The organism is Bacillus sp. FSL W8-1143 (assembly GCF_037965155.1).
Taxonomy (GTDB): Bacteria; Bacillota; Bacilli; order Bacillales; family Bacillaceae; genus Bacillus; species Bacillus pumilus.
The window spans coordinates 3,329,041-3,352,057 of the sequence record NZ_CP150182.1; the positions used below are offsets into that span (position 1 = coordinate 3,329,041).

Sequence of the window (23,017 nt, forward strand, 5' to 3'; positions counted from 1 at the left end):
GGTAATTTTTAGATATGAAAACGCTTTATAAAGTAATAGGAGGGTGATGATATCATGGGGAAAACAAAACATAAGGGGCCTATTAAGCTTAATAAAAAACCCTCACCAAAGCTATGGGCCTCTTTTGCGCCTATGGGACTTGGAAAAGTAAAGCCGAAACACATTCGAGATACGATGAAAGTGGCTTGGGAGAACAAGGATAATCTCCCCTATGCATATCGCATTTTAACGCAAGGCGTGTGTGACGGCTGTGCCCTTGGTGTTTCAGGGCTATATGACCAAACGCTCGCAGGACCTCATATATGCACCACAAGACTAAATGTACTTCGTCTTAATACAATGCCAGCTATTGATCCAAAATGGTTTGAAGACATTCAACAGCTCAAACAAATGGACAGCACTACTCTCCGCAAACTTGGCCGTATCCCTTATCCACTGATTCGAAAAAAAGGTGACAATGCCTTTACACGTATTTCCTGGGATGATGCATTAGATCAAATCGCAGCTAAAATCAAATCAATTGATAAACGGCAGCTCGCTTTCTATTTAACAGCTAGAGGAATTACAAATGAAGTCTACTATACCGCTGCGAAGGCAGCTCGCTTTATCGGGACAAATCATATTGATAATGCGTCTCGTATTTGTCATTCACCGAGCAAAACCGCTCTTAAGCGATCCCTTGGGATAGGAGCCTCCAGTTGTAATTACAACGATTGGATCGGAACAGATGTCTTAATTTTTTGGGGATCTGTCGCAGCAAACAATCAGCCCGTTTCCACTAAATATATGTATGCGGCGAAAAAGAAAGGAACCAAAATTATTGTCATCAATCCGTACAAAGAGCCTGCCATGGAAAAGTACTGGGTTCCCTCTATTCCAGAAAGTGCTTTATTCGGCACAAAAATCGCGGATGATTTCTATCAAGTCAATATAGGCGGCGATATTGCGTTTATGAATGGTGTCATCAAACATTGGTTTGACATGGAGCAGCACGCGCCCCATTCCGCTCTTGATCATGAATTTATTCAAGCCCATACTACCGGCATACAGGATTTACAGCAGCATGTCGCACAGTTGAAATGGGAAGACCTTGAAGCATCATCAGGCTTATCAAAAGAAAGAATGAAGGAATTTGCGATCCTTCTTGCCAATGCCAATTCAGGCGTTTTCATTTGGAGCATGGGTCTTACTCAGCACCGCTTTGCAACTGATAATATATCACAGGTTGCCAACCTTGCTATGTTACGTGGGTTTATTGGCAGGAAACATTGTGGTGTCATGCCAATTCGCGGGCATAGCGGTGTTCAAGGTTCTGGTGAAATGGGTGCTGACCCGTTTGTTTTGCCGGGCAGTGATTTTGATGAAGAGAATATTGAAAGAATCGAAAAGATTTGGGGGTTTGACATTCCGAAATGGCATGGTGACACCATTGGGCAATCATTTGAGAAAATGGCTCTCCCTAAAGAACATCCGCAAAAACTCAAAATGCTGTTTACGAGTGGCGGGAACTTTTTAGAAACGATGCCAAATCCAGATGCGATTGAGAAAGCTTTATCTGGGCTTGAACTTCGTGTCCATCAAGATATCATTTTGAATACCTCTACACTTGTAGAGGCAGAAGAGACGGTAATTATTCTCCCTGCTATGACAAGATATGAGCAGCCAGGAGGCGGTACTTCCACTAGTACGGAACGCATGGTATATTTCAGTCCAGAAATTGAAGGACCTCGGATTGAGGAAGCCAGAGCAGAATGGGATATTTATATGGATCTTGCAAAAAGAGTACGTCCACAAGATGCTGAGCTGATTCATTTCGAAACGGCTGAAGACATTCGCCGTGAGATTGCGATCGCAAATCGAAACTATGATGGCATCCAGCATTTACGTCATAAAGGAGACGTTTTCCAATGGGGAGGTGCCTGGCTATGTGAAGACGGAGAGTGTCCAACACCGGATGGCAAAGGACATCTTCTTCCTGCCCAGCTGCCTCAATACCGAAAAACCGAGGGACATTTTAATATTACGACAAGAAGAGGAAAGCAATTCAACTCTATGATCTATAGTGAAAAGGATGCCTTTAATGGTGGGAAGCGTCATTCTATCTTGATGAATGAAGAAGATGCTAAAGAGCTTTATGTCAAAGAAGGTGATCCAGTTGTTTTGTTTAATCAGTATGGATCCTACCAAGGAGTCGCTCAATTTGGGGAGTTGAAACGTGGCAATATCGCTGTTTACTGGCCTGAAGGGAACGTTTTAATTCCAAAGGGTGTGTATGAGAGCTACTCACAGATTCCCGAATATAATACGGCGGCCATATTAGAAAAAGCCGAAACCTTTCATGCAAGAAAAGACCAGCACTACGTGGAGAAACGAATTGATGAATTAGAAACCACCTTGAATTGATCTTCAACTAAAAAACAGCTGGGGAAAACAATCCCCAGCTCCCATTCATATCCTACTGACTAAAAGTGCTCGCTGCATTTTGTAGAATGTGATTCAATTCTTCTGCATTTGCAGCCGGTTGATATTGTCCACCACCCGCTTTTGCAACAGACTTGAGACTTCTGGCTTCTTTTTCATTCACGTCAAAGCCGATGATATTAACAATGGTGTCAATTCCACCTTCATGTAATTCCTTTGCTGCTTGTGAAGGGCTTCCTCCACAAGTTTCTTGACCATCGCTGACGACGTAGACAATATTTTTCCCTTCAGCCTGGTGATCTTCAAAATCTTGCTTCGTATCTGTTAATGCTTTTGCAAGTGGTGTCCATCCGGTTGGCTTATACACATTCAGCGCTTGCTGAAATGTTGATGACTCATATGATCCAAATCCAAAAACGGCTTCAGAGCTTTCACAAGAAATTGCTTTTCCAGCATTTTTATTGGTTCCTTCATGACCAAACACACGAAGAAGAACTTGTGTATCATCTGATAAAATACTTGCGAAGCTTTGAATAGAACGTTTGGCGATATCGATTTTCTTTTCGCCTTCAACTGATTGCGCCATGCTGCCGCTTAGATCGAGTAATATCACCACATGAGCCGGCTCCTGTTTTTTTGTCACAGCATGAGCTGGTGAAGAAAGAAGCAGGACAAGACTAGCCAAAATGGTTAATACGATATTGCGTTTCATTCATAAAAACCTCCCTTTTTACATTTGTACAGAAAAAGAGAAACGAAAGCATACATCAATCGTTTCCCTTTTGTTCAGCAAGTTATTCGTGTAGTTTTAATGATTCTGCTGACAGGATAGAACCCATTTCTTTACCAGTGCTTGCTTGGTAGTAATGGCCTTTACCAGCTTTGGCTACTTGCTTTAATTGACCTTCATAGCCATCATTAAAGTCTAATCCAATGACATTAACAACAGTCGAACCTTTTGAGTTATGCAATTCTTTTGCTACTTTTACTGGATCTCCGCCACAAGTTTCTTCGCCATCAGTGATGAGGTACACAATATGTTTTGTTCCATTATTAAGCTGCTCATCCGTTTGCTTTGCATGTTCAAGAGCACGAGCAATCGGTGTCCAGCCATTTGGTCCAAGTCCGTTTAAAGAGTTTTCAAAGCTTTCTTTTTCGTAAGGCTGTACGCCATAAACGCCTCTAATGACTTCACATGATTGAGCTTTACCTGAATTTTTGTTGTTTCCTTCAGAGCCAAACAAGCTCATACGAATTTTAGCGTCTTTTGGAAGTGACTGAGCAAATTTAAATACCTCTTGTTTTGCGAGGTCAAATTTGCGTTCTCCCTCTACTTTTCTTGCCATGCTTCCACTTGCATCAAGTAAGATGGTGACTCTTACATCTTTGTTATGTTTTTTGACTGTAGATGCTTTTGCAAATACAGGTGAAGAGATCGACATAGATAATGTCAATACAGCTAAGGTTACGAGTGTAAATACTTTTTTCAACATCATTTTTTCCTTCCTCCCTATGTATTAAATTGAAACATCTTAATCTTAAAATATTCTGTCTTGGAATGGTATAGGACTCGGTCCCTTTTTCTCTTTCATCAAAATCACTAAAAATCTGTCAGTTGTCTAGATACATTCACCCAACACATCATTTTTTCTCTTGTTTTCTCCTTCTTTCGAGGGGCTTTGTATCGGCCATCGGTTCTTGTCGGGACGTAAATGTTTAAGATTTCCTGAGGTGCGTCTTAAGTCGCAAATTGACACATTCTGTTCAAAACTCTTGGAACACACAAAAAAGATGCCCCTATTCTGGAGGCACCTTTGCTTTATTTTTTAGCCATATACGTGTTAAGAAAACGATCTGCTGATTCAATTTGAATCCCTTTATAATAATGTTTCACGATAGCATCTACTTTTTTGCCTGACTGTGCCATATAATGCGCACCGTACTGACTCATTCCAACACCATGGCCATACCCTTTTGTCGTAATGATAATTTGCTGGCCCTGTCGTTCCCATGTAAAGTCTGCTGAATGAAGTCCTAATGACTCTCGGATGTCTCTGCCTGTCAATGTTTTACCGTTTATTACGGCTTTTGCTACTTGATTTCCTGGTGTCCGCTCTACTATCTGTCCTACCTGAGCCTGTTGAGTGAGCGTCACACCTAATTTTTGCTGAAATTCACTAACTGGGATGGTTTTCTTGTTTTGAAATTTTGGCGATTTTTCGTCCCATTTACTTGAAACACTTTTCAAATATGGGATTTCATTTTTCCAATAAGCTTCGGCATTTTCCGTTTTCCCATTACTTGTTGAAAAGAATGAGGCATCAATTGGTTTCTCGTCATAAGTGAGCACTTTTCCTTGTGTGCTGGCGACAGCTTCTGTGACTTTTTTTAACTTCCAATTGTACGCTTTTCCCCAAATTTTCTTGAGTTCCTGCTTGTTTTTATACACTTGGAACATTTGGGTATCATCTACAAGAGAGCCCTTTGGTGATTTGACGGTCTTATCGATGATCATTTGTCTGACGATATACGTTCTTGCGGCGAGTGCCTGTGCCTTAAGTGCTTCCATCTCAAAATCAGCTGGCATTTCAGATGCTACGACACCGATCACGTACTCTTCTAAGGGGATGTTTTCTACCTGCTGATGAGCTGAACGATAGACGGGGATAGCGACGGGTGATTGCTTCAATTTGACTGTACCCTTCACTTCTTTTTTAACTGATGGCTCCGCTGATACATGCTGACTTGCCTCCGGTTTCCCTTGAAACGTCGGCAACACAAGTAAAGTTGGAATCATTAAAATAATGATGCATATTCCTGCGATTGTCCATATCATTGGTTTCATATTTGGCTGCCCCCATTTGTCATTGAATCTCTTTTATCCTATGGGCGGGGACAAGCTAATATGACAGCTTCTTTCATTCAGTGGACAAGTCTTTTGATGAAGATAAGAGACTCTTTATCAACTGATTTTACTGTTCGTCTTTATGAATAAAATTTAAGATGGTTGGATAGACTAATGATAAGCTTTTAAAATAAAGCATTCTATGATTCTTAAAAAAAATCAGCATGCCCCAATGGACACACTGATTTCTTTATGATTACGCGTTCAGATCTGATACAACTTGTTCTTGTGTCACATCTGCTGTTTCATCATTTACTCTTTCAATATCTGCACCGATTGCTGCAAGCTTCTGGTGGAAGTTCACATAACCACGATCGATATGCTTCAACTCAGTGACACGTGTATGACCTTCTGCTACTAATCCAGCAAGTACAAGTGCTGCTCCTGCTCTTAAATCAGTCGCTGACACTTCAGCACCTTGAAGTTGAACCGGCCCGTTGATAATAACAGAGCGACCCTCAATTTTAATATCACCATTCATACGGCGGAATTCTTCTGCATGCATAAAGCGGTTTTCAAATACCGTTTCTGTGATCATGCTTGTTCCGTTCGCACGAAGCAATAGCGCCATCATCTGAGATTGCATATCCGTTGGGAAACCAGGATGTGGCATTGTTTTTAGATCGATTGGCTTGAGCTCAGATGGTCCAATGACTCTTAAACCTTCTTCTTCTTCAATGATCTGAATACCCATTTCTTCCATTTTTGCTACAAGTGATGTCATGTGCTCCGGCACTGCGCCTTTCACAAGAACATTTCCTTCTGTAATGGCTGCTGCCACCATGAAAGTACCTGCTTCAATTCTGTCAGGGATGATGTTGTGTTTTGCACCGTGAAGTGTTTCCACACCTTCGATTTTGATTGTACCAGTACCAGCTCCGCGAACCTTACCACCCATGGCATTGATGTAGTTTGCCAAATCAACAATTTCAGGTTCTTTTGCTACGTTTTCTAAAATCGTTGTTCCTTCAGCTAATGCTGCTGCCATAATGATGTTTTCAGTTGCACCAACACTTGGGAAATCCAAATAGATTTTCGCACCTTTTAAACGGCCTTGAACTTCAGCCTCGATGAAACCATTTCCTACTTGAATTTTAGCTCCCATTGCTTCAAAGCCTTTTAAATGCTGGTCAATTGGTCTTGAACCAATCGCACAGCCTCCAGGTAATGCAACTCTTGCATGACCTGTTCTTGCTAAAAGTGGTCCCATGACGAGCACAGACGCTCGCATTTTACGGACATACTCAAACGGAGCCTCAGTTTCTAGTGCATGAGATGCATCCACTGATACTTCGTTATTTTCAAAATGTACTTCTGCTCCTAAATGACGTAACACTTCATTGATTGTATATACATCGGAGAGCGTAGGTACATCACAAATTACGCTTTTTTCTGTACTTGCTAACAAAGATGCAGCGATAACTGGTAAAACGGCATTTTTTGCTCCTTCTACTTTAACTGTGCCGTTTAACTTTTGACCGCCGCGGACGATGATTTTTTCCAAGGTCTTCCCCTCCGCGTCCCAAATTCTCTATATTAATATTCAGTCGTTACGATTGGTGTGCCAACCGTAATCGTATGATTTTCGTTCATTTCCGAACTTCTGATGGCAATTTGAACATTCATTTTATCATTTGAAGTCATAATGAACTGTTCCCACTTATCTGTGTAAGCGGAAAGCGACACAAAATTAGACTCAACGAGATACTCAACTGGTTTTGCTTGAAATTCATTTGCTAACATTTCAGCCTTTTTTTGCAAAACAACATCCATCATACCATTTACATGACCATCGAGACAAGTAAAAATTACAAATTTCTCTTGTAATATGCTTTTTGCATGACGTACGAACTGATCATATGTATGCTTCCAGGTATTCAGTGGGCGAGCACCTTTTTGCTCATATAATAAATACGACTTTTGATTGGATTTTGTGTCGGTCTTCACGAGTAAAATTTTCGATAATGTATCATTTTTTTCATCTTTGTAAATTCCTGTGACTTTGGTGACATGTTCTTCTTCTTTTTCGGTCCACTCATACTGTCGTAGTTCGTCTCTCAAACGTTTCACTTTTTTTGAAAATTGTTCGGATGAAATGTCTACATTTGTTTTGGCGTGAAGAGTCCATCCATCTACTTCAATTTGCTGGTTTTTTAGACCTTCTGCTATTTGGACGAGCGGAGAAGATTCTTCCGCACGAACACCTTGAATCATCAGAACAAAAAAAAGAATAAACGCAAATAATGGCCAACCTTTTACATACTTTCTCACTTGTCATTCCCCCTTGCTACAAGTGTTGCCGCAAGGAGGTCTATGCATACGTGGAAAAGTCATCAAAGGCCATACTTTTGACACTTCTTTTTACGTTCCCGCATAAGGCAGTGACCAAACCTTTTATGTTAGAACATATAAGGTATTTGTTTGGAGAAATTTAAGTAATCAAGGAAGAAATTGCTGACTGCAGATGCAATAGCAATGGTAATGAGCATCATCAGCAATCTTGCCTGAATGATTTTCCCTTTTTTAATCAGTGGGTCAATATTAACGGCAAGCAATGCCCACCATGTAATCGCAATAAAAAACAGGTGGATCACAATACTAACAATTGCTTGTTGTCCTACGTCTTCCATACAGTTGAATCCTCCTTATATTTATTTCTGTAAAGGAAAACTCCCTTTCATTATATCCTCGAAAATCGGAAAGATGAATCATTTGGAAAAAAGAGCTACATTTAGAGTAAATCCCCTCTTATCCTGGTGCCAAGGAGATGATATACTGCGTGTGGAAGGAGCTGAACATATTGAAAGATTCTTTTCCTGACTTTGTTGATTTGTACGGAGAACTGGTTCCCTCATTTGATCATGAATGGGAGGCCATTGCTTTCTACTTTGATTATAGACAGACACAGCTAGAAGAATTAGCGCAATTGTGTCATTTTCATAACATTTCTTTGGATTACTCTGAGGAAAGCCTGTATCAGTTAGAATCACTTTACTTTGATGCATTTACCAAGCAGCTGTTTGCTGAGTGGAAAATGCCAATAGATGCATTAGAGGCGATGATGAGTGTATATATGGGAGAGGTTGTCCTCCGACATCATTCGGATGCTGACTGGGTGGTACGTCCTTATATGGACTCTCCGCATCAATATACGCTGGGTTTGCGCCGGCACAATAAAACGTGGCATAGTACGCAGTTTTGCGAGCACTTATATCTTGAAACACAGGATTCTCATCCTTATGTGTCGATGTATCAATCTCTCATGTCATTCTAAAAAAATCCTTCTTATCATTGTGATAAGAAGGATTTTCTGTTTTATTTCCCTGCTACATTTAAACGGTTTAATGCCCGTTTTAATGCGAGTTCCGCCCGGCGTACATCACTTTCATTCGGGTGGTTCAAATGCTCTTCAGCACGCTGTTTCGCTGATTTCGCACGATCGACATCAACTTTATCTGATGTTTCAGCGGCCTGAGCAAGAATGGTTACTTGTTCAGGGCGAACTTCAACAAATCCGCCACTTACTGCAACCAATTCAGTTGATCCACTATGTTTTAAGCGAACTGCACCGATTTTTAGCGGAGCAACCATTGGAACGTGGCCAGCTAAAATACCAAGCTCACCGCTTTCTGCTCTGACACTGACCATTTCCACATCCGCTTGATACACTGGGCCGTCGGGAGTAACGATATTGACTTGAACGGTCTTCATGCTTTTACCCTCCTAAGGACCAGATTAGGCCTCTACACCCATCTCTTTGGCTTTTTCAACCACTTCTTCAATGCGTCCAACTAAGCGGAATGCATCTTCTGGAAGGTGATCGTATTTACCAGATAAGATTTCCTTGAAGCCTTTAACAGTTTCTTTCAATGGCACGTAAGAACCTTTTTGGCCAGTGAACTGCTCTGCTACGTGGAAGTTTTGAGATAGGAAGAATTGAACACGACGCGCTCTGTGTACCACAAGCTTATCGTCCTCTGATAATTCATCCATACCTAAAATGGCAATGATATCTTGTAGTTCTTTATAACGCTGCAATGTTTGCTGCACTTCACGCGCAATGGCATAGTGCTCTTCGCCAACGATCTCAGGTGCAAGTGCACGAGATGTTGAAGCAAGAGGATCAACCGCTGGGTAAATACCCATTTCAGTCAGCTTACGCTCAAGGTTTGTCGTTGCATCAAGGTGAGCGAACGTTGTTGCTGGAGCTGGATCCGTGTAGTCATCCGCAGGTACATAGATCGCTTGAATCGATGTAACCGATCCTACGTTTGTAGACGTGATACGCTCTTGCAGCTGACCCATTTCTGTTGCAAGTGTCGGCTGATAACCTACCGCTGAAGGCATACGTCCAAGAAGGGCTGATACTTCAGAACCTGCTTGTGTAAAGCGATAGATGTTATCGATGAAGAACAATACGTCTTGACCTAGTTCATCACGGAAATGCTCTGCCATTGTCAAACCAGTTAGGGCAACACGCATACGTGCACCTGGTGGCTCGTTCATTTGACCGAAGACCATGGCTGTTTTTTCGATAACGCCAGAATCTTTCATTTCGTAGTAAAGGTCGTTTCCTTCACGTGTACGCTCTCCAACACCAGCGAATACAGAAATACCGCCGTGTTCTTGTGCGATGTTGTTGATCAATTCTTGAATCAGAACGGTTTTACCTACACCGGCTCCACCGAATAGACCGATCTTTCCGCCCTTGATGTAAGGAGCAAGAAGGTCAACAACTTTAATACCCGTTTCAAGAATTTCAACTTCTGTAGAAAGTTGATCAAAAGAAGGCGCTTGTCTGTGGATTGGATCTCTTTGAGCTTCCACACCAAGTGGCTCATCTAAGTCAATATTATCTCCCAGTACGTTGAATACGCGTCCAAGTGTTACGTTACCAACTGGTACTGAAATTGGTTTTCCAAGGTCTACAGCTTCCATACCGCGCTTCACACCATCTGTTGATGCCATTGCGATGGTTCTGACTGTATTATCACCTAAATGTAGTGCTACTTCTAAAGTTAAGTCGATCGTAACTTCACTTTCACTTTCCGCTTTATGCGAAACTCTGATCGCATTATAAATCTCAGGCAAGTGACCGTCTTCAAAATGAACGTCTACGACTGGTCCCATGATCTGACTGATGCGTCCTGTTTTCATTGCATTCCCTCCTGACAATTATTTCTATTCTAAGGCAGCTGCTCCGCCGACAATTTCTGTAATCTCTTGTGTAATCGCTGCTTGACGAGCACGGTTGTAAGAGAGTGTCAGGCCGTCGATCAATTCCTTTGCGTTGTCTGTTGCACTCTTCATTGCTGTCATCCTTGCAGCATGTTCACTTGCTTTGCTGTCAAGAAGCGCACCGAAAATCAAACTCTCTGCATATTGAGGAAGGAGAACTTCAAGAATTTCTTCTTCAGAAGGCTCAAACTCATAAGATGCGGAACGTTTATTGGGTGTCGCTGCGGCCGAAATGTCCGTTAGCGGCAATAATTTCTTCTCTGTTACTTCTTGTGAAATGGCACTGACAAAGTGGTTGTAGAACATGTAAAGTTCGTCAAACGCTTCATCAGAGAACATTTGAACTGTACTGCTTGCTAATTCTTTAATATCAGCAAACGCTACTTCGTCTCCAAGCCCTGTGACTTCAGAAATAACTGGAATACCGCGCTTTTTGAAGAAGTCGCGTCCGATTTTACCAATCACAATCACCGCATATTCATCAGCAGATTGATGACGAGATTGAATGGTTTGGTAAGCGGCACGCAAAATCGAGCTGTTAAAAGGTCCTGCAAGTCCTCGATCAGATGTAATGACGAGATACCCTGTTTTCTTAACAGGTCTTGAAAGAAGCATTGGGTGCTTAGCACTTGTTCCAGTTGCGATTGCAGCAACGACTTCCTGGATTTTTTCCATGTAAGGAACAAAAGACTTCGCATTGTTTTCAGCACGATTCAGTTTCGCAGCTGATACCATTTGCATCGCTTTTGTGATCTGACTCGATTTTTTCGTTGACGTGATCCTTGACTTTATATCGCGTAATGAGGCCAAAGATTTCACCACCTTTTTTCAGGAATCCGTGTTCATTTACGTGAAAAGAGAGAAAAAGAGAATCTTTTTCTCTCGGAAAGATTACTAATTAGTTGCTTGGTGCAAACGTACGTTTAAAGCCTTCGATTGCTGTATTCCACTCTTCATCAGCAGGCATGTTTCCTGTTTGAGAGATCGTGTCAAACAAGCCTTTATGGTTTTCTTCAATGTACATGAATAACTCAGCTTCGAAACGTTTGACATCAGCAATCGCGACATCGTCTAAATATCCTCTTGTAAGTGCATAAAGAATCGCTACTTGTTTTTCAACTTTAAGCGGTTTGTTCAAGTCTTGTTTTAAGACTTCAACTGTTCTAGCACCACGGTTTAATTTTGCTTGAGTCGCTTGGTCTAGATCAGATCCAAATTGAGCGAATGCTTCAAGCTCACGATAAGAAGCAAGATCCAGACGAAGTGTACCTGCTACCTTTTTCATCGCTTTGATTTGTGCAGAACCACCTACACGGGATACAGACAATCCTGCGTTTACTGCCGGACGTACGCCTGAGAAGAAGAGGTCAGATTGTAAGAAAATCTGTCCATCTGTGATTGAAATAACGTTTGTTGGGATATATGCAGAGATATCGCCAGCTTGCGTTTCTACGAAAGGCAATGCTGTGATAGAACCGCCACCCTTTTCGTCACTAAGCTTCGCTGCACGCTCTAATAAACGAGAGTGAAGATAGAAAACATCACCAGGGAATGCCTCACGACCTGGAGGACGACGAAGCAATAATGAAAGCTCACGGTAAGCTGCCGCTTGTTTAGAAAGGTCATCATATACAACAAGTACGTGCTTGCCGTTATACATGAATTCCTCACCCATCGTTACACCTGCATAAGGAGCAAGGTAAAGAAGTGGGGCTGGCTGTGATGCAGAAGCTGTGACTACAATTGTGTAATCAAGCGCACCATGCTTACGAAGTGTTTCAACAACACCACGAACCGTTGATTCCTTTTGTCCGATTGCTACATAAATACAGATCATGTCTTGATCTTTTTGGTTTAGGATCGTATCAATTGCAACAGATGTTTTACCTGTTTGACGGTCACCAATGATCAATTCACGCTGTCCGCGTCCGATTGGAATCAAGGCATCAATTGCTTTAATCCCTGTTTGAAGCGGCTCATGAACAGATTTACGATCCATAACGCCTGGTGCTTCACTTTCGATTGGACGAGTTTTGCTTGTTAAAATTGGACCTAGTCCATCAACAGGCTGACCAAGTGGGTTCACAATACGTCCGATTAACTCTTCACCAACTGGAACCTCCATGATACGACCTGTACGTTTTACATCGTCACCTTCGCGGATATCTTTGTAAGGTCCTAAAATAACGATACCTACGTTAGACTCCTCAAGGTTTTGAGCCATACCCATTACACCGTTAGAGAACTCAACCAGCTCTCCTGCCATAATGTTGTCAAGGCCATGTACACGCGCGATACCGTCCCCTACTTGGATGACTGTACCGACATCTTTTACTTCAATTTCAGATTGATAGTTTTGGATTTGCTGCTTTATCAGCGCGCTAATCTCTTCAGCTTTGATACTCACTAAGGTTTCACCCCTTCTAACGATTTTCGCCTGCAAGCTGACGTTCAATGCGGGAAAGCTTTCCGCTGACACTGCCGTCATAAATGCGGTTTCCGATACGGATTTTCACTCCGCCTATTAGATCCTTGTCAATCACATTTTCAACACGCAGTGATGTGACTCCGGCTTTTTTGGCAAATACTTCAGATAAAGATTGAATTTCAGCACCGCTCAGCGGTTTCACTGAATACACGATCGCATCGTCTATTTGTTTCGTGCGGTTTGCCAGTTTCACAAACTCAGACGTCATTTCAGAGAAAATATTCGTGCGTCCGCGGTCAATCAATAAATACATTGTGTGCAATACATGTGTCGAAACACCTTTGAAAGCTTCTGCAATCAAATGTTTCTTTTTGTCTGCCGTAATCTTTGGATGAACAAGAAAGTCATTCAATTCTTGGTCAGCCTTTAGAACTTTTTTGATCTCATTCAGCTCTTTTTCAGTTTCGTCTACTGCCGAAGAAGCAAGAACGATGTCAAAAAGAGCAGAAGCGTAACGCTTAGAGACAATAGTCACGCTCATCGGCTTTCGCCTGCCTCTTTAAGATACTCTTGAATCAATTTCTCTTGTGCTTGCTCATCAAGTTCTCTTTCAATCACTTTAGATGCAATAAGTACAGATAGTGATGCAACCTGCTCGCGCAGTGCAGCCACAGCTTGTTCTTTTTCTTTCACGATTTCAGTTCTAGCAGACTCTTTCAAGCGCTCTGACTCTTGACGTGCTGCTTGAATGATCTCTTCTTTTTGTTTCTCACCAATCTTTTTCGCATTTTCGATGAGTGTATGTGATTCTTCGCGTGCTTCTTTCAATAAGACACGTTGTTCTTCAAGAAGCTTTTCAGCTTGAACGTGCTTTTGTTCAGCACTTGAAATTTCATTTCCTATATAATCTTCACGCTGTTTCATAATCCCTAATAAAGGCTTAAGCGCAAATTTCTTTAAAAGTGCAAGCAAGATGAGCATAGCGATCAGCTGGAATATCATATCCCCGGCGTTGAAACTTAAGCCACCTGCTCCTAAAACCACTGGTAACTGAGACATTTAGTACGGCAACTCCCTTCTTTAAATAATATGTTAAGAAACAAAACATAAAGGAATGGCGAAGTTTCGAACTAATCTGATCTTCGCCATTAAAATTCATATTAGAACGCTTCTCACATATTAACCAAAGAATGCCAAGAATGCGATAACGACAGCGATAATTGGAAGTGCCTCAACTAAAGCTACCCCGATGAACATAAGAGTTCTTAGTTCTCTACCAGCTTCTGGCTGACGAGCGATTCCTTCAACTGTTTTAGATACGATTAGACCGTTACCAATACCTGCTCCTAGTGCTCCCAAACCGATTGCAATTGCTGCTGCTATTAAATTCATTAAAAAGCTCCTCCTTTAAAATAACGTCCTTTTTGGACTCTCAATTTTTTAGTGTTCGTCGCTGACTTTATGAGAAATGTACACCATTGTCAGCATGGTGAAGATAAATGCTTGGATTGTTCCGACAAACAAACTAAATGCCTGCCATACAATCATCGGCACGATGGCACCTAATGTACCAACGATACCAAGCGCAATGTTTTGCGTGTAGAAATTGGTCGCAAGTCCTGCAAGCAAACCAAGAAGAATCTCTCCAGCAAAAATGTTTCCATAAAGACGCAAACCAAGTGTTAGCGTGTTTGCAAATTCTTCAATAAGTTTCAATGGTACTAAAAGCGGAATTGGTCTAAAGTAGTCTTTCGTATATTCCTTGACTCCTTTTGCCTTGACACCGTAGTAATGTGTCAATCCCATGACCATAATCGCTAGTGTCATTGTAATTGCAGGGTCTGCTGTTGGTGATTTCCACCACAAGTTGTGATCGACCGTAATCGAAAATGGCAGTCCAAGCATGTTTGAAACAAATATGTACATGAGTAATGTAACGCCAAGCGCTAGAAATGGGGCTCCTGTTTTCATGTCCATCGAACTACCTATGATATTTCGAACAAAATCAACAATCCATTCCATGAAGTTCTGCGCCTTTGTCGGACGAATAGACAGAACACGAGTAGTCAGCACCGCTATGAGAAGAACGATGATACTAGCAATCGTAATCATGAGAACATTGGATAAGTTGAACGTTAACCCTAAAAATTCTGTCGTTTTTGAACTGTGACCCAAAGAGTATTCACCTCTCTTCCATAGTAGAACGTTTAAGTTGAATGAAGGAATCTATCATAATGACAGGATATATTGTCATTAATCCTATAACAACACCTGCCAGATGAACTTCATTAGGGTAACGCCAAGCAATCGCTACTGCGAGAATTGCGTTGGCCCACCTGGCTGTACTTCCCATTGAACGAATGGATTTTCCTTTTTTAACCGCTCGATCAAAAGCGTGCATTCTCCGTATAAGTAGGAATAAATTAAAGAAAGCAAAAATTGTGCCGATAATCAAACCAAGAAACAGTGGTTTAAAACCAGGCATGGCATAGCCAAACACAAAAATTGCCAATAGATAGAACATGTATTTACTCTGTCTGCGGAAAATCGCGTTTGGATCGTTCATTCATCTGACTCCCGATGAAAAATATTGTAAAAAAGGTAATAAATGGTGATGAAAACTGCGTAGAAGACGCTTATGATAAGCAGTCCTGTTCGAAAAAAATCAATCACCCATCGGTCTAATTGCACAATCAGACTTGAAATCTAAAGATCTATGGGATGTTGCTTCATTCGCTGATACAAACCCTGATAATTAAAGGGTTCACAATGAGGATTAGTAGAGTGCTATAGGCTATGAAAACCTTACCATAATACCCTCGTTTAGCATACAATAGCGTCTATGATGTGTCAATCCGTTGAAAGTTAAAAAACTTTTCTATAATGATAGAGCACACAAAATGTTCACAATTTCATCAAACTTTAGGAGACACGTGACATTCATTGAAAAAAACAGCTAATGTTCAGTATACATTGATTTTTCTAAGAACGATATCAACCGTTTGTCATATATTTCAAAAAGCCCACATGCACGTTTGCATGTGGGCTTTTATTAAAACATGTTATTTCGTTCCATACATACGGTCACCAGCATCACCAAGACCTGGGATAATGTAGCCTTTTTCGTTCAATTTCTCATCTAATGCTGCAATGTAGATATCAACGTCAGGATGGTGCTTTTGCATTTCTTCTACACCTTCAGGAGCAGCAATCAGACACATGAAGCGAATGTTTTTCGCTCCGCGTTTTTTCAAGCTGTTCAATGCTTCGACTGCTGAACCGCCAGTTGCAAGCATTGGATCTACTACGATAAATTCACGCTCTTCCACATCAGATGGAAGCTTCACATAATATTCAACAGGCTTTAATGTTTTCGGATCACGGTATAAACCGACATGTCCCACTTTAGCAGCTGGAATGAGTTTCAAAATCCCGTCCACCATACCAAGACCTGCTCTTAAAATTGGCACAACACCGAGTTTCTTCCCTGAGATCACGTTTGATTTCGCTACTTGTACAGGTGTTTCTACATCTACCTCTTCAAGCGGTAAGTCTCTTGTGATTTCAAATGCCATTAATGTTGCGACTTCATCCACTAGCTCTCTAAATTCTTTTGTTCCTGTATGAACGTCACGAATATATGTAAGTTTGTGTTGAATAAGCGGGTGATCAAATACATAAACCTTTGCCATTGCTTGCTACAACTCCTTTTCTGTCATCTTCCGGTGAACTTTGCACACTTCCTACAATTCTACATAAAAAGACATCATCTTTCAATATGATTCGCAAATCCTACAAAAAAAAACCCACATGCCAAAAATAGGCAAATGGGTCTGCTTTTTAATAATCTAATTCGTTATATAGAGGGAAGCGGGCAGTCAGATCAGATACACGCTTTTTCGCTTCTTCTAATTTCGCTTCATCTTCATGATGTTTTAGAGCAAGCGCAATAATGGAACCGACTTCTTTCATTGCCTCTTGATCGAAACCGCGGCTTGTCACTGCTGCTGTGCCAACACGTACACCACTTGTGACAAAAGGTTTTTCTGGATCATAAGGAATCGCATTTTTGTTCACTGTAATACCGATTTCATCAAGAACATTTTCTGCAATTTTTCCTGTGATACCAAGAGAACGCAAGTCGATGAGAACAAGATGGTTATCCGTTCCACCGGACACAAGCTGAATATCTTCAGATAAAAGGGTTTCAGCTAGCTGCTTTGCATTGTCAATGACGTTTTGTGCATATGTTTTGAAATCTCCGTTCAATACTTCACCGAAAGAAACAGCTTTTGCAGAGATGACATGCATCAGTGGTCCACCTTGAATACCAGGGAAGATCGATTTGTCGATCTTTTTACCAAACTCTTCACGGCATAGAATCATTCCGCCGCGAGGTCCACGCAATGTTTTGTGAGTCGTCGTTGTCACAAAATCTGCATAAGGAACTGGATTTGGATGAAGACCTACTGCAACAAGACCTGCAATGTGAGCCATGTCGACCATAAAGTAAGCACCGACTTCATCCGCAATCTCACGGAACTTTTTGAAATCAATTTGACGTGGGTATGCACTTGCACCCGCAACAATTAGCTTTGGCTTATGTTCACGTGCTTTTTCAAGTACATCTTGATAGTCGATATGCTGCGTTTCTTTATCAACACCATATTCTACAAAGTTGTACTGTACACCACTAAAGTTAACAGGGCTTCCGTGCGTTAAATGCCCGCCATGTGATAAGTTCATACCTAGCACTGTATCGCCATGCTCAAGAATGGTAAAGTATACGGCCATGTTCGCTTGAGCACCTGAGTGAGGCTGTACGTTCACATACTCAGCGCCAAAAATTTCTTTTGCGCGGTCACGTGCGATATCTTCTACAACGTCTACATGTTCACAACCGCCATAGTAGCGTTTACCAGGGTAACCCTCTGCATATTTGTTTGTTAATACAGAGCCCTGCGCTTCCATGACTGCTTCGCTTACAAAGTTTTCTGATGCAATTAATTCAATTTTGTCTTGCTGGCGTTTCCGCTCTAGTTGAATTGCCTTGAATACTTGTGCGTCTTGCTCAGGTAAATGTTTCATCAGCGAAATCCTCTCCAATCTATTTCCATTCGATGTTTTCACCATCTCATTGTACACGGTTTTTGAGTGAAATGTAAAAGTTTTTTTGGAAAATTGACTTCTTTTTTTGCGAAAAACCGAATATTCAAGTGGTGAAGCGCCTTCATCATTCAACATTATATTAGAAATATATCTTAGCTAAGATTTTGTATAAACCGCTCGTTCTCCGCCAATCAGCTTCGGACGCGTTTTCGCAAACGTCACATGTGCATGTCCTAATTGATGCCGACTAAGGCGAACAGGTACAGCGACTCTCTTTAGATGCATCCCAATGAATGTATCACCGATATCGATCCCAGCATGCGCCTCGATGGATTCAACTAACACAGGATGTTCCATGTGCTGATACGCATGAGCCGCCATCGAACCACCCGCCTTTCGAACAGGTACTGCCGCCACAATCTCTAGATTAAGCCGGAAAGCCACTTCTTCCTCCACAACAAGAGCACGATTCAAATGCTCACAGCACTGGAAAGCGACCTCAATGCCGGTCTCTCGTCTTAGCTGATCCAATTCTTGATAAATGGACGCAGCTATTTGCTCACTTCCTGCTGTCCCAATATGCTCACCAGCCACTTCTGATGTACTGCAGCCGATCACTAAGATTTGCCCAGCACGCAGTTCGACCATTTGATGAAACTCTTTTAACATTTCAAGCCAATCTTGACCAATGTTCATGTTAAGCGCTCCTTATAGGTGCTTTTCTTCGTAATCAGCGATCTTACCAATCCGTACAGCATGTCGTCCTGCCGTAAATTCTGTTGTCAGCCAAATGTGTGCAATCTCACGTGCTAATCCAGGTCCAATGACTCGTTCTCCCATTGCAAGGACGTTTGTATCATTATGTTCTCTAGTCGCTTTCGCACTAAATGTATCATGTGCCAGCGCGCAGCGAATTCCTTTTACTTTGTTTGCTGAGATACTCATACCGATGCCTGTCCCGCAAATTAAAATGCCGCGGTCCACTTCTCCGTTTGCCACCATGTTAGCTACAGGAAAAGCATAATCTGGGTAGTCTACAGAACCTGATCCACATTCACAACCCATATCAATGTATTCAATCTTCAATTCATCCATCAGTTGTTTGATTTCTTCACGAATATTCGTTCCGCCGTGATCGGATGCAATAGCTACTTTCATCGGGCAATTCCTCCTAAGGGTGAGTTGATCTGTTATGCCTTACATTTATTCTTTATTTACAGTTATATTTTAACCTCTGCTTAGTCATTTGCAAACAAAAGCAGAAAAACCGTTGATGCAACGGTTTTACAGGTTGTCCATTATGAGGACGTCTGATCCTTTTTCAATTTCTCAGCCAGCTGCTGGAGCAATGCTTCAAGTTCATCACGTGTTTCCTGATAAACAGACAGGCTTCCTCCAAATGGATCGGATACATCGCCTTCTGTCCCTGTCGCGAATTCCTTTAGAGTGAAAATCTTGTCTTTTGCATGTGCATATTGCTCCACAATCAACTGTTTATGCTGCATGGTCATGGTGAAGACGTAATCAGCTGCTCGCAGAAGATCCTCTGTCAGTTTTGCTGAAGAGTGATTCAGTGGAATGCTTTTCTCAAATAGTGCTTCGACCGCTTGAGGAGAAGCCTTCCCAGCATCTGAGGCAAAAATGCCCGCTGATTTAACAGTGACCTCTAAACCTTTCTCTTGTGCAATTGAAGCAAAAAGGGCTTGAGCCATCGGACTTCTGCATGTATTTCCCGTACAAACAAATAAGATTTTCATCTTTCGCCCTCCTTTTCTTCTATTATATAGCATTTCATTCTACATGTTATGTAAGGAGACTGACTAGAGCGGAAATAATAATTTGATACCAAAGGCTAGTAAAATGATTCCGCCAAGCGCTCCGCTATATGATCCCACCCATGAACGGACCTGTTTACCGAGTAATAATCCAAGCCATGTGAGGATCATACTAAAAAAACCAAACAATAAAATGGTCATCCATACGCGAGAACCGTAAATTCCGAGGCTTAAACCAACGGAAAAACTATCTAAGCTGACACTTGTTGCAAAAAGAACAAGACCAGCGCCAACAGGTGCGATAAATGGTTTATCTTCTTTGCGAATAGACGCAATGATCATTTGCAGCCCGAGCACCAAAAGCAGCGCCCCGCCGATATAGGTGGCAAGGAGACCGAGCCAGCCTGATAGGAGCTGACCTGTTAGCATGCCAAAAAGCGGCATAAACATATGAAATATCCCAATGACAAGTCCAATATAAATGATCTGGCAAAACCTCAGTTGAATCATTCCCATGCCAAGTCCAACCGAAAAAGCATCCATCCCCAGTGCAAAAGCCATGATGCTGAGCGTCAGCAATTCGCCAGCTAGTTCGTACATGTAAATCCCCCTTGGACACGCATTCTCCTTTAACCTATGTTTGTCCAAGAAGGGTTAGAACTATTTGAATGAAGAGAGAGTGCGCCCTCCTGCCGCTTTTTGCAGACGGTTCATAATTGCTGAACCAACCCCATGCTCTGAAAAGGATTCTGAAATAATGACATCTACATCTGTCTCATCAAATTGTCTTAGTACACGATATAAGTTCGCCGCTATCGTTTCAGGTTTTTCTCTCCACCCACAGCTGAAAACAACATCTGCCGCAAACAACGATTTCTTTTCTTCTGTTGTCAGCACGCCAACTTTGAAACCTTCCGCCTGGTATGTTTGAATGTGACGCTGCATCTCTTCATCACTTCCAAAAAAGAGATACATCTTAGCTTCAGGGGCGTAGTGTGTGTATTTCATCCCTGGCGATACAGGCGCTTCGTCCTTTTTTGTCAGCCCTGGGTCAATACTAACCGTTCCTACTACCTCTTCTAAAGCTTCTTTTGTAATCCCGCCCGGCCTTAGGATGACTGGAATCTCGTCGACACAGGATACAACCGTTGACTCAACGCCAATACCAGTTGAACCACCATCGACAATTCCAGCGATTCTTCCATCGAGATCACTCGCTACATGGTCAGCTTGTGTTGGTGATGGTTTGCCTGAACGGTTGGCACTTGGTGCGGCAATCGGCAGGCCAGCCGTTCGGATGAGCTCAAGCGCAATCGGATGGTCAGGCATTCTCACACCGACCGTGGATAAACCTGCCGTGACCTGCTTTGATAAAGTGCCCGGCTTACACGGAAGAACAATGGTTAATGCACCCGGCCAAAAGGCATCCATCAATGCCTTTGCTTTTTCGCTTTCTATTTGCGCAAATTCATGAAGCTGCTCAATTTCCGCAATGTGGACAATCAATGGATTATCACTTGGACGCCCTTTCGCTTCATATATTTTCATGACAGCTTCTGTCTCTTTCGCATTAGCCCCTAGTCCATACACCGTCTCTGTCGGAAAAGCGACCACTTCGTTTTGCTGCAATAACAACGCTGCCTGTTCAATTTGTGGATAGTATGTGGATAAATTCTTTTCTAAATCCACAGACCACCTTCTTGTATTTAACATCATACAAACTCCTTTTAAAAAAGATAAAACTGTTGATATATCTCAATTATCCTTTTGAAAGTATAAAAGATGCTGATCAATAAAACAAGCGTTGTCCACAATTTGTGGATAACGCTTGTTTAACGGTGGATAAGTATGTGTATAAGTTCAATATATTGTGATTAACTGGATTTTTTTTGAAGAACCACTGCCTGTTCTTTCGCTAAGATCTCTTTTGCATGTGCAGATACCCACATGCTTTCTGGAATATCCTCTAAAGCCGTGAAGCCCATCAATGCCAAAAAGTCATGTGAGGAGGAGTGGTTGGTGACGACATAAAACGTATCCACACCTATTTTCCCTCCGAGCGTTTGAACACTTTGGAACAAAGATACGATGTGTCCCTGACCTAGTTTATCTGATATGACAAGAGACCGCAGCAGGCCCTCTTGTTCACTAAGCTGTTCAAGACCTAAACACCCTGCCAGCTGACCTTCTGCATTTTCCATGACAACAAATGTCGTACGCTCTGCAAGCGTGACGCCGCCTTTCGCTTGTCCTTTTTCAAGAAAAGCATTGATCGCTGGGGCATCTTCTTCTGTGGCTATTCTTAATTGATAAAACATGCTTTCACCTCTTTTTGATCTCTTACTTCAACTCTATGAGGCAAAAACAGATTTATACCTTTTTTAGGAGAAAAGACTAGAGACCCATTCGAATAAAAAGAATTTCACTTCACCCTTCTCTTCTTTCTCTTCTTTGACCACTTCATTCACAGACTCATCTGTTTGCTGTGCTGTCACTTCGGAATCCTCATCCCCCTCTGGCGATACGATAGCTTCTCCATTTGAAAAATCGATAAAGCAGAGCGGCGGGAATAACACACACCACCAATTGGCTCCATCCCCTTCTCCAAGCGTAATTAAAATGGCTTCATATTTCCCTGCAGGATAGACGAAATTTCCATAGAGCTTTGTTGGAAATGAGGCTTTTTGAAAACTGACTGATACGGATTGATCAATGTGCTGCTCCTTCAATTTCGCTTTGGCAATGCGATTGATTTCTGGCAGCTTGGACCGAATCACACGTCTTGCTTCTTCAATGGATGTAAGGTCTTTGACCCATTCTGTCATATTGGCATTGACTTCGTCTCGAATGCTTCTTTTCACATCCTGATCTGCTGAACGATCACTATTTGCTAAAATGCGTAATCGAATGGCTTCCTCTGGTATCACAACAGGCTGATTTGCAGAAGCAGCCGCTGTCTCCTCTCTGCCAAGGTTTGCAAAAGCACCGCATAATAATAGAAACATATAAAGACAAATCATCATTTTACTTTTAAACATGATGTGTTCCCCCCACTTTTTCTCTTCGCTACAAACATTGTGTCCAGGAAACCCATCTCATAAACAGAAAAAATGATTTTTTTAATAGATTATAAGTCAAATG

At 41.8% G+C, this 23,017-nt stretch carries 26 protein-coding genes; 2 read left to right on the top strand and 24 right to left on the bottom strand.

Translation table 11 applies throughout. The features are described from left to right. Positions 1-54 precede the first annotated feature (54 nt). Positions 55-2,403, top strand: coding sequence for an FdhF/YdeP family oxidoreductase (locus NSQ36_RS17070; RefSeq protein WP_050944434.1), 2,349 nt, complete (start codon positions 55-57; stop codon positions 2,401-2,403). Between the two features lie 52 nt (positions 2,404-2,455). On the opposite strand, the gene NSQ36_RS17075 is transcribed toward NSQ36_RS17070, so the two are convergent. The 6 genes from NSQ36_RS17075 to NSQ36_RS17100 all read right to left on the bottom strand — a co-directional run bounded on the left by NSQ36_RS17075 (position 2,456) and on the right by NSQ36_RS17100 (position 7,956). Further along, complete coding sequence (locus NSQ36_RS17075; protein ID WP_339206209.1) at positions 2,456-3,133, bottom strand: VWA domain-containing protein; 678 nt, start codon at positions 3,131-3,133, stop codon at positions 2,456-2,458. Between the two features lie 82 nt (positions 3,134-3,215). After that, positions 3,216-3,914, bottom strand: coding sequence for a VWA domain-containing protein (locus tag NSQ36_RS17080; RefSeq protein WP_081112358.1), 699 nt, complete (start codon positions 3,912-3,914; stop codon positions 3,216-3,218). Positions 3,915-4,240: 326 nt separating this feature from the next. After that, positions 4,241-5,266 carry a stage II sporulation protein D gene (gene spoIID / locus NSQ36_RS17085; RefSeq protein ID WP_044140138.1) on the bottom strand — a complete coding sequence of 342 codons (1,026 nt, stop codon included), beginning with the start codon at positions 5,264-5,266 and terminating at the stop codon, positions 4,241-4,243. Between the two features lie 256 nt (positions 5,267-5,522). After that, the gene (gene murA, locus NSQ36_RS17090; RefSeq protein ID WP_003214862.1) at positions 5,523-6,830 is read right to left on the bottom strand and encodes a UDP-N-acetylglucosamine 1-carboxyvinyltransferase; all 1,308 of its coding nucleotides are present in this window, start codon (positions 6,828-6,830) and stop codon (positions 5,523-5,525) included. A gap of 32 nt (positions 6,831-6,862) precedes the next feature. Further along, on the bottom strand, positions 6,863-7,597 hold the full coding sequence (locus NSQ36_RS17095) for a YwmB family TATA-box binding protein (protein WP_251190695.1): 735 nt from the start codon (positions 7,595-7,597) through the stop codon (positions 6,863-6,865). A 128-nt stretch (positions 7,598-7,725) separates the two neighbouring features. Continuing rightward, positions 7,726-7,956: a DUF1146 family protein gene (locus tag NSQ36_RS17100; RefSeq protein ID WP_003214947.1), complete on the bottom strand. Its 231-nt coding sequence runs from the start codon at positions 7,954-7,956 to the stop codon at positions 7,726-7,728. A gap of 170 nt (positions 7,957-8,126) precedes the next feature. Here NSQ36_RS17100 and NSQ36_RS17105 point away from each other — a divergent pair, with 170 nt between their 5' ends. Beyond that, positions 8,127-8,600 carry a hypothetical protein gene (locus NSQ36_RS17105; protein WP_321999838.1) on the top strand — a complete coding sequence of 158 codons (474 nt, stop codon included), beginning with the start codon at positions 8,127-8,129 and terminating at the stop codon, positions 8,598-8,600. A 41-nt stretch (positions 8,601-8,641) separates the two neighbouring features. On the opposite strand, the gene NSQ36_RS17110 is transcribed toward NSQ36_RS17105, so the two are convergent. From NSQ36_RS17110 to spoIIR, 18 genes are all read right to left on the bottom strand, one after another. Continuing rightward, positions 8,642-9,037, bottom strand: a complete 396-nt coding sequence (locus tag NSQ36_RS17110; RefSeq protein WP_003214592.1) for a F0F1 ATP synthase subunit epsilon — start codon at positions 9,035-9,037, stop codon at positions 8,642-8,644. A 24-nt stretch (positions 9,038-9,061) separates the two neighbouring features. Continuing rightward, positions 9,062-10,483: a F0F1 ATP synthase subunit beta gene (gene atpD / locus NSQ36_RS17115; protein WP_034660283.1), complete on the bottom strand. Its 1,422-nt coding sequence runs from the start codon at positions 10,481-10,483 to the stop codon at positions 9,062-9,064. A 24-nt stretch (positions 10,484-10,507) separates the two neighbouring features. Beyond that, positions 10,508-11,374, bottom strand: coding sequence for a F0F1 ATP synthase subunit gamma (locus NSQ36_RS17120; protein WP_003214656.1), 867 nt, complete (start codon positions 11,372-11,374; stop codon positions 10,508-10,510). Between the two features lie 88 nt (positions 11,375-11,462). Beyond that, the gene (gene atpA / locus NSQ36_RS17125) at positions 11,463-12,971 is read right to left on the bottom strand and encodes a F0F1 ATP synthase subunit alpha (protein WP_003214775.1); all 1,509 of its coding nucleotides are present in this window, start codon (positions 12,969-12,971) and stop codon (positions 11,463-11,465) included. A 16-nt stretch (positions 12,972-12,987) separates the two neighbouring features. Then, positions 12,988-13,533 carry a F0F1 ATP synthase subunit delta gene (locus NSQ36_RS17130; protein ID WP_012011549.1) on the bottom strand — a complete coding sequence of 182 codons (546 nt, stop codon included), beginning with the start codon at positions 13,531-13,533 and terminating at the stop codon, positions 12,988-12,990. After that, entirely contained in the window at positions 13,530-14,051 is a 522-nt protein-coding gene (gene atpF / locus NSQ36_RS17135; RefSeq protein WP_003214532.1) for a F0F1 ATP synthase subunit B, read from the bottom strand. The genes NSQ36_RS17130 and atpF overlap by 4 nt, the downstream gene beginning before the upstream one ends. Positions 14,052-14,171: 120 nt before the next feature. Then, positions 14,172-14,384: a F0F1 ATP synthase subunit C gene (gene atpE, locus NSQ36_RS17140; RefSeq protein WP_003214968.1), complete on the bottom strand. Its 213-nt coding sequence runs from the start codon at positions 14,382-14,384 to the stop codon at positions 14,172-14,174. A 48-nt stretch (positions 14,385-14,432) separates the two neighbouring features. Then, a complete protein-coding gene (gene atpB / locus NSQ36_RS17145) occupies positions 14,433-15,167 on the bottom strand; it encodes a F0F1 ATP synthase subunit A (protein WP_003215198.1) in 735 nt (244 codons plus the stop codon). 7 nt (positions 15,168-15,174) lie between these two features. Further along, complete coding sequence (locus tag NSQ36_RS17150) at positions 15,175-15,558, bottom strand: ATP synthase subunit I (protein WP_003215321.1); 384 nt, start codon at positions 15,556-15,558, stop codon at positions 15,175-15,177. A 496-nt stretch (positions 15,559-16,054) separates the two neighbouring features. Next, complete coding sequence (upp, locus tag NSQ36_RS17155) at positions 16,055-16,684, bottom strand: uracil phosphoribosyltransferase (RefSeq protein ID WP_003214553.1); 630 nt, start codon at positions 16,682-16,684, stop codon at positions 16,055-16,057. Between the two features lie 148 nt (positions 16,685-16,832). Beyond that, complete coding sequence (gene glyA, locus NSQ36_RS17160; protein WP_012011552.1) at positions 16,833-18,080, bottom strand: serine hydroxymethyltransferase; 1,248 nt, start codon at positions 18,078-18,080, stop codon at positions 16,833-16,835. Between the two features lie 177 nt (positions 18,081-18,257). Further along, positions 18,258-18,797, bottom strand: coding sequence for a TIGR01440 family protein (locus tag NSQ36_RS17165; RefSeq protein ID WP_003214786.1), 540 nt, complete (start codon positions 18,795-18,797; stop codon positions 18,258-18,260). Positions 18,798-18,809: 12 nt separating this feature from the next. After that, positions 18,810-19,259 carry a ribose 5-phosphate isomerase B gene (gene rpiB, locus NSQ36_RS17170; protein ID WP_003214714.1) on the bottom strand — a complete coding sequence of 150 codons (450 nt, stop codon included), beginning with the start codon at positions 19,257-19,259 and terminating at the stop codon, positions 18,810-18,812. A 140-nt stretch (positions 19,260-19,399) separates the two neighbouring features. Further along, a complete protein-coding gene (locus tag NSQ36_RS17175) occupies positions 19,400-19,858 on the bottom strand; it encodes a low molecular weight protein arginine phosphatase (RefSeq protein WP_284907427.1) in 459 nt (152 codons plus the stop codon). A gap of 63 nt (positions 19,859-19,921) precedes the next feature. Continuing rightward, on the bottom strand, positions 19,922-20,476 hold the full coding sequence (locus tag NSQ36_RS17180) for a manganese efflux pump MntP family protein (protein ID WP_137054279.1): 555 nt from the start codon (positions 20,474-20,476) through the stop codon (positions 19,922-19,924). A gap of 60 nt (positions 20,477-20,536) precedes the next feature. Next, complete coding sequence (locus NSQ36_RS17185; protein ID WP_339206213.1) at positions 20,537-21,589, bottom strand: L-threonylcarbamoyladenylate synthase; 1,053 nt, start codon at positions 21,587-21,589, stop codon at positions 20,537-20,539. Positions 21,590-21,750: 161 nt separating this feature from the next. Further along, complete coding sequence (locus NSQ36_RS17190; protein WP_339206215.1) at positions 21,751-22,194, bottom strand: general stress acyl- n-acyltransferase; 444 nt, start codon at positions 22,192-22,194, stop codon at positions 21,751-21,753. Between the two features lie 63 nt (positions 22,195-22,257). Continuing rightward, positions 22,258-22,914 carry a stage II sporulation protein R gene (spoIIR, locus tag NSQ36_RS17195; protein WP_339206217.1) on the bottom strand — a complete coding sequence of 219 codons (657 nt, stop codon included), beginning with the start codon at positions 22,912-22,914 and terminating at the stop codon, positions 22,258-22,260. Between the last annotated feature and the right edge of the window lie 103 nt (positions 22,915-23,017).